The organism is Chitinophaga sp. (assembly GCF_036566945.1).
Lineage (GTDB): Bacteria > Bacteroidota > Bacteroidia > Chitinophagales > Chitinophagaceae > Chitinophaga.
Genome location: NZ_DATCVJ010000912.1, coordinates 1 through 4,969 on the forward strand (window position 1 = coordinate 1; position 4,969 = coordinate 4,969).

Genomic DNA, 4,969 nt, shown 5'->3' on the forward strand with positions numbered 1-4,969 from the left:
TGCCTTATTGGACACCCGTAAAGTAAGGGACGCCATTCATGCCTACGATATGGCGGAATTGCTGGACTACAAGCCGTTATCGAAATTGCTGTATAATAAAGCCTGCGCATATTCCATCTCCGAAAATGTAGATTCTGCCCGCTACAACCTGATGGCTGCCATTGAGTTTGGGTATAATAATATGAAAAACATTATGTCTGATCCGGACCTGGCGTATTTCAGAGATCACTACAGTTTTAAAACAGAAGTGATGGAAGCTTTCAGCGGCGCCGGTGATACGGAAAAGCTGGAATGGAATCTTTTTGCCAATCAGTTCAAACCATTGCCCATCCCTTTAACCATTGATACGGCCTACCAAAGGAAACTCGGTAAAAATTTCATTTCCTATGATTTTGAAATGTATGTAGCTGAAATGAGGGATTCAAAGTTTTCAAGAGATGTAGGTAGCTCCTTTTATTATGTAGGACAGGTGAAAAAAACGGAAGCCTTTAAAACCCTGATATATGCGGTGAGCGATGAAATATATGACAATGAAGACAATTTTGCAGACGCACCAGCTTATTATTTGATGGTCAGTTATGATACTGGTGGTAAACTCATCGATAAAATGCTGGTATCGGGGAAAAAAATAATTGAAGATCCTTATCGCTCCGTAAATATCAGTAATGCTGAATTTGAGGTAGCCGAGTATAAAATTGAATATGAGAAAGATCCTGCAGAAACAGGGTATGTTAATAACCCGGAGAAGTCCAGAACAGAAATTAAGAGAACCACTTTCGTGATTACAGACGATGGTCATTTTACGCCAAAGACACAACAGCTGGCATTGAGCCGCTAATCAAATCATATCGCTGCGGTATCCCCCCTACGGGATGCCGCAGTAGTGATCCCCATTCTTTTTATCAATACCCGCTTCAATAGCAGTTCTGCTAACAATAAATTCAAGGTCCAGCTTAACCAGGAAATGGTGATATAGGCCGTTGCCGGCCTTAGTGGCATGTGCATCAGGCCCAGTACTAAAGCGTAGAGCCTTAGTGTGAGCGCCGACAAGGTGAGCGCGTAGCTACGGAGCATCCAGCTGATATGTTCCTGCCAACGGCCCTGCATAGCCGTTCTCCAACCCATGATGGTAAAACCGATCCAGAGTAGGGACAACAATACAAAACTGATTCCCGCATATATGCCACCATTGGCGTAAACGCCCATGATAAGTCCGGTAGGGCCACTGAGTGTAATCACTACCAGCGCATAAATTTTTCCACTGTTGCGGTGTAGCCGGGGATATTTATCCAGCAGGTATTTGCTGAACTGAAGTAATCCGGTGATCAATACCGTAATACTTACAAAGATGTGAATATAGAAGCTAACGCGCCAGTGGCGGATAGGATAAACTCTTTGTTTGGTAATGAGGAAGTCGGTATACTTTTCAAACGTTGTATAAGGAATGGTGAGTAACAGCATCAGCCATGCTCCGTAGAGTATAGCCGTTGCTGTTAGTATCCATCCAATTTTCTTCAGTAGTCGCATATTATGGACCCTCTACAAATTCCAGGGTATCAATTCTTACGCCGTAAAAGTAAGTGCGGCCATCTCCATCGGTATCGCCATTAGACAGGAATCTGGCGGTATTGGTACGTTCTTTAAAGTGCGTATTCTTTTCCCAGGAAATAACAAGGGTGCTGTCATCCGATTTTTGGTAAGTGCCTTTGATCTTGATCATCTGGTCGGCAAAGGTAGAGTCATTCACCTTTTCGTAGAGTTGGAGTAAACAGCTGCCATCTGTACTAAACTGGAGATCACTTTTGCTATTGTCTGTGCCGATCAGGAATTGATTGAAAGTATTTCCGTTCATACCATAACTCTCTGATTCTTTGTCGGTACTCTTTTCAAATACAAAGGTTTTTTCTTTCAGGGTGCTGCTGTTCAGCGGCGTCCAGGTGCCTTTTCCTTTGGCGAACAGATGATCGAAGGTAAGTTCAAATTTACCATCGAATGGGTGATCTCCGGGTTCGCTCAGACTAATGATCCAGCTGTCGTTATCTTTTTTCAGTTCACCGCGCAGGTTGCGGCGCAATCCTTTATGCACGTTGTAGCCGGCTACCTGTTTGCCGTTCGCATAGTTCAGGGTAATGTAAATCGGGGCGCCACCGAAGTCGCCCATATAGGTGCCTTGTAATTTGGTGAGCGCAAGACTGTCGTCGTTTGCGGCCTGGTCGTTGCCTTTGTCTGCTGCGGGTTTGCAGGCAAAAAACAATAGCATGGCGGCCAGAAAAGAACTGGTTAATAATTTCACAGGGTATTTTTTTGTAAATATAATTTTTTATCAGCCTTTAAACGCTACCTCAATAATGAGTAGCTTATTGATCTTGTTGGCAGTGTTTTTAGTGAGTCCTTCCAGCCGGATATAGTAACGGCTCACGGCTATACGAACTGGTGGCGCCGGAAATTTATCCAGTTGGGCAACGAGAGCGTACTGAGTAGGGGTGCCATTTTGTTTTATATGCTGTTGCAGATGGGAGATATCGGTAGGAGGAAACCTGGTTTTTTCTGCTGCCGAATATTTTTTGCAGATGAAGAAGTTGCTGGCTTCGGCGTTAAGTAATTCCCAGGGAGAGCGATAATGTTTCCAGTTGAGCAAGGGCTCTTGCTCAATAATGGCGCTGGTTTCATAGCACTGGGATACTTTCACCTTTTCGGCTTCCCCGGTGGTAACGGCGAGCATTTGTCCTTCGATACTATGTAAATGATCCAACAGGAAGAAGAGGGTATCCGGATGCAATTCAAAGTCGTTGCGCCTGGCATCTGGTTTTACCCAGTCCAGTGAAAAGTAGCTATCACTGAAACGGATATACGTAGTTGAATCACGACTCACTACATACACTTCATTGGAAGCTACTTTCACTGATGTTGCCGGCGGAGCGATCAGCTGCATGGTATCAATCTGCACCGGTCTTGCCTTTTCGGGCTTGGCGGGGTGTTGGCAGGCCGGCAGCAACACTAAGGTTGCTGCCAGAAAAAAGGATGTTTTCATGGTATACGGGATCCTGTATCGAACATTGGCGTCAGAAATAGTTTTCCCCGTAAATCCGGAAACAGTTACTCTGCGTCTACTTTGTTGACTGTATCAGGCGTATCTATTTTTTTGTTAAGGGCTTCCCACAAAATATCCTTCAATTCACTCAGGCCCTGGTTGGTAACAGAAGAGATAAATACATGTGGTACATCTTCCGGTAGCTCCGCGGATATCGCGGCTTTCAGCTCATCATCCAGCATATCGCTTTTACTGATGGCCAGCAGAAACTGTTTATCCAGTAATTCGGGATTATATTGTTCCAGCTCATTTACCAGTACCTCAAAGTCTTTGCGGTGATCTGCACTATCTGCTGGAATAAGGAATAATAATACGGCGTTTCTTTCAATATGTCGTAAAAATCGGTGTCCCAATCCTTTTCCTTCATGGGCGCCTTCAATGATACCCGGCAAATCCGCAATACAGAATGATTTGCTGTCGCGGTATTCTACCATGCCCAGCTGAGGGGTCAGCGTGGTAAAGGCATAATCAGCTACTTTAGGTTTGGCGGCGGTAATAGTAGACAACAGGGTAGATTTTCCGGCATTAGGAAAGCCTACCAGGCCCACATCTGCCAATACTTTTAATTCTACTACTTTCCAGCCTTCGGTACCCGGCATACCTGGTTGCGCATATTCCGGTGTTTGGTTGGTAGCAGACTTGAAATAAGCATTGCCTTTACCTCCTTGTCCACCTGGAATCCAGATAACTTCCTGTCCGTCGTGGAGGATTTCTGCTTCCACGCGACCGGTTTCTTCATCCTTTGCTTGTGTACCCAGCGGCACTTCAATGATAATATCCTTACCAAAACGACCGGTACAGTTATCACCGCTGCCGTTTTCGCCGTCTTCTGCCAGCAGGTTTTTGTGCCAGCGGAGATGCAGGAGGGTCCACAGCTGTGAATTGCCTCTTAAAATAACATGTCCGCCTCTGCCGCCATCGCCGCCATCAGGGCCGGCCTGCGCATTAAATTTGGTTCGCATAAAGTGCAAACTGCCTGCGCCACCTTTCCCGGATTTACAAAATACACGGATATAATCTACGAAATTCGCTTTTTCCACTATTCTCGGATTTTAAGTCTGTTGCTTCCATAACAACAGAAAAACAAAACGCAAAGATCGTGAAGTTTAAGCTAATTAGCACTATTCTGTGCCAAGAGCTGTTTACTTACAATCTTTGCGTTGTATAATAAGATGCTGAAAGTCTTTGTGAGAGCGGTATCCCGCTTACAACTATACTCTTTCTCCTACCAGTTCGTCCATTTCTTTGGACAAAAGTTCGAAGACTTCCTCTTCTGTACCATCACCTTTCACTTTCTTGAACTTGCCGAATTTGGCATAGTGATCAGCCACAGGAGCGGTTTTGTTATGATATTCTACAATACGTGCCTTCACTACTTCTTCTGAAGCATCATCACTGCGACCAGAGGTCAAACCACGGTTCAGCAAACGCTTAATCAGTGCATCCTCCGGTACTTCCAGAGACAGCACCACAGAAATAGCTGTTTTTTTCAATGCCAACAGCTTGTCCAACGCCTCTGCCTGGGCAGTAGTGCGGGGAAAACCGTCGAAAATGAAACCACGTGCTTCAGGATTAGCCTCCAGCTTGGAACTAATCATGCCAATCACCACTTCATCAGGTACTAAGGTACCCTGATCCATGAATTTCTTGGCCTCAAGACCCAGCGGCGTTTTATCACCAATCTCACTGCGAAGCAAATCGCCGGTAGACAGATGAATAAGTCCGTACTTCTGGATAATATTAGCACTTTGTGTACCCTTGCCGCTACCGGGAGGGCCAAATAAAATGAGATTGACCATGTTTAATTAAAATCTACTTTACTCGCAAGGCTGCAAATATATGAAACAGATGAATGTATTGGTAATTAAAATTACGATT

The 4,969-nt window shown here is 44.8% G+C and carries 6 protein-coding genes; 1 reads left to right on the forward strand and 5 read right to left on the reverse strand.

The features are described 5' to 3' along the window. A partial coding sequence (locus VIP81_RS27375; protein ID WP_331968916.1) for a TPR end-of-group domain-containing protein occupies positions 1 to 838 on the forward strand: 838 nt, incomplete at its 5' end. Between the two features lie 5 nt (positions 839 to 843). Here the strand turns inward: VIP81_RS27375 and VIP81_RS27380 are convergent. The 5 genes from VIP81_RS27380 to VIP81_RS27400 form a co-directional block, all read right to left on the reverse strand. Beyond that, on the reverse strand, positions 844 to 1,527 hold the full coding sequence (locus VIP81_RS27380) for a DUF2306 domain-containing protein (protein ID WP_331968919.1): 684 nt from the start codon (positions 1,525 to 1,527) through the stop codon (positions 844 to 846). Between the two features lies 1 nt (position 1,528). After that, positions 1,529 to 2,293, reverse strand: coding sequence for a hypothetical protein (locus VIP81_RS27385; protein WP_331968922.1), 765 nt, complete (start codon positions 2,291 to 2,293; stop codon positions 1,529 to 1,531). Between the two features lie 30 nt (positions 2,294 to 2,323). Beyond that, on the reverse strand, positions 2,324 to 3,031 hold the full coding sequence (locus VIP81_RS27390) for a hypothetical protein (protein WP_331968925.1): 708 nt from the start codon (positions 3,029 to 3,031) through the stop codon (positions 2,324 to 2,326). Positions 3,032 to 3,096: 65 nt separating this feature from the next. Next, positions 3,097 to 4,131 (reverse strand): GTPase ObgE, encoded by a 1,035-nt coding sequence (gene obgE, locus VIP81_RS27395; protein WP_331968928.1) that lies wholly within the window; start codon positions 4,129 to 4,131, stop codon positions 3,097 to 3,099. 171 nt (positions 4,132 to 4,302) lie between these two features. Continuing rightward, on the reverse strand, positions 4,303 to 4,890 hold the full coding sequence (locus VIP81_RS27400; RefSeq protein WP_331968932.1) for an adenylate kinase: 588 nt from the start codon (positions 4,888 to 4,890) through the stop codon (positions 4,303 to 4,305). Positions 4,891 to 4,969: the final 79 nt, after the last annotated feature.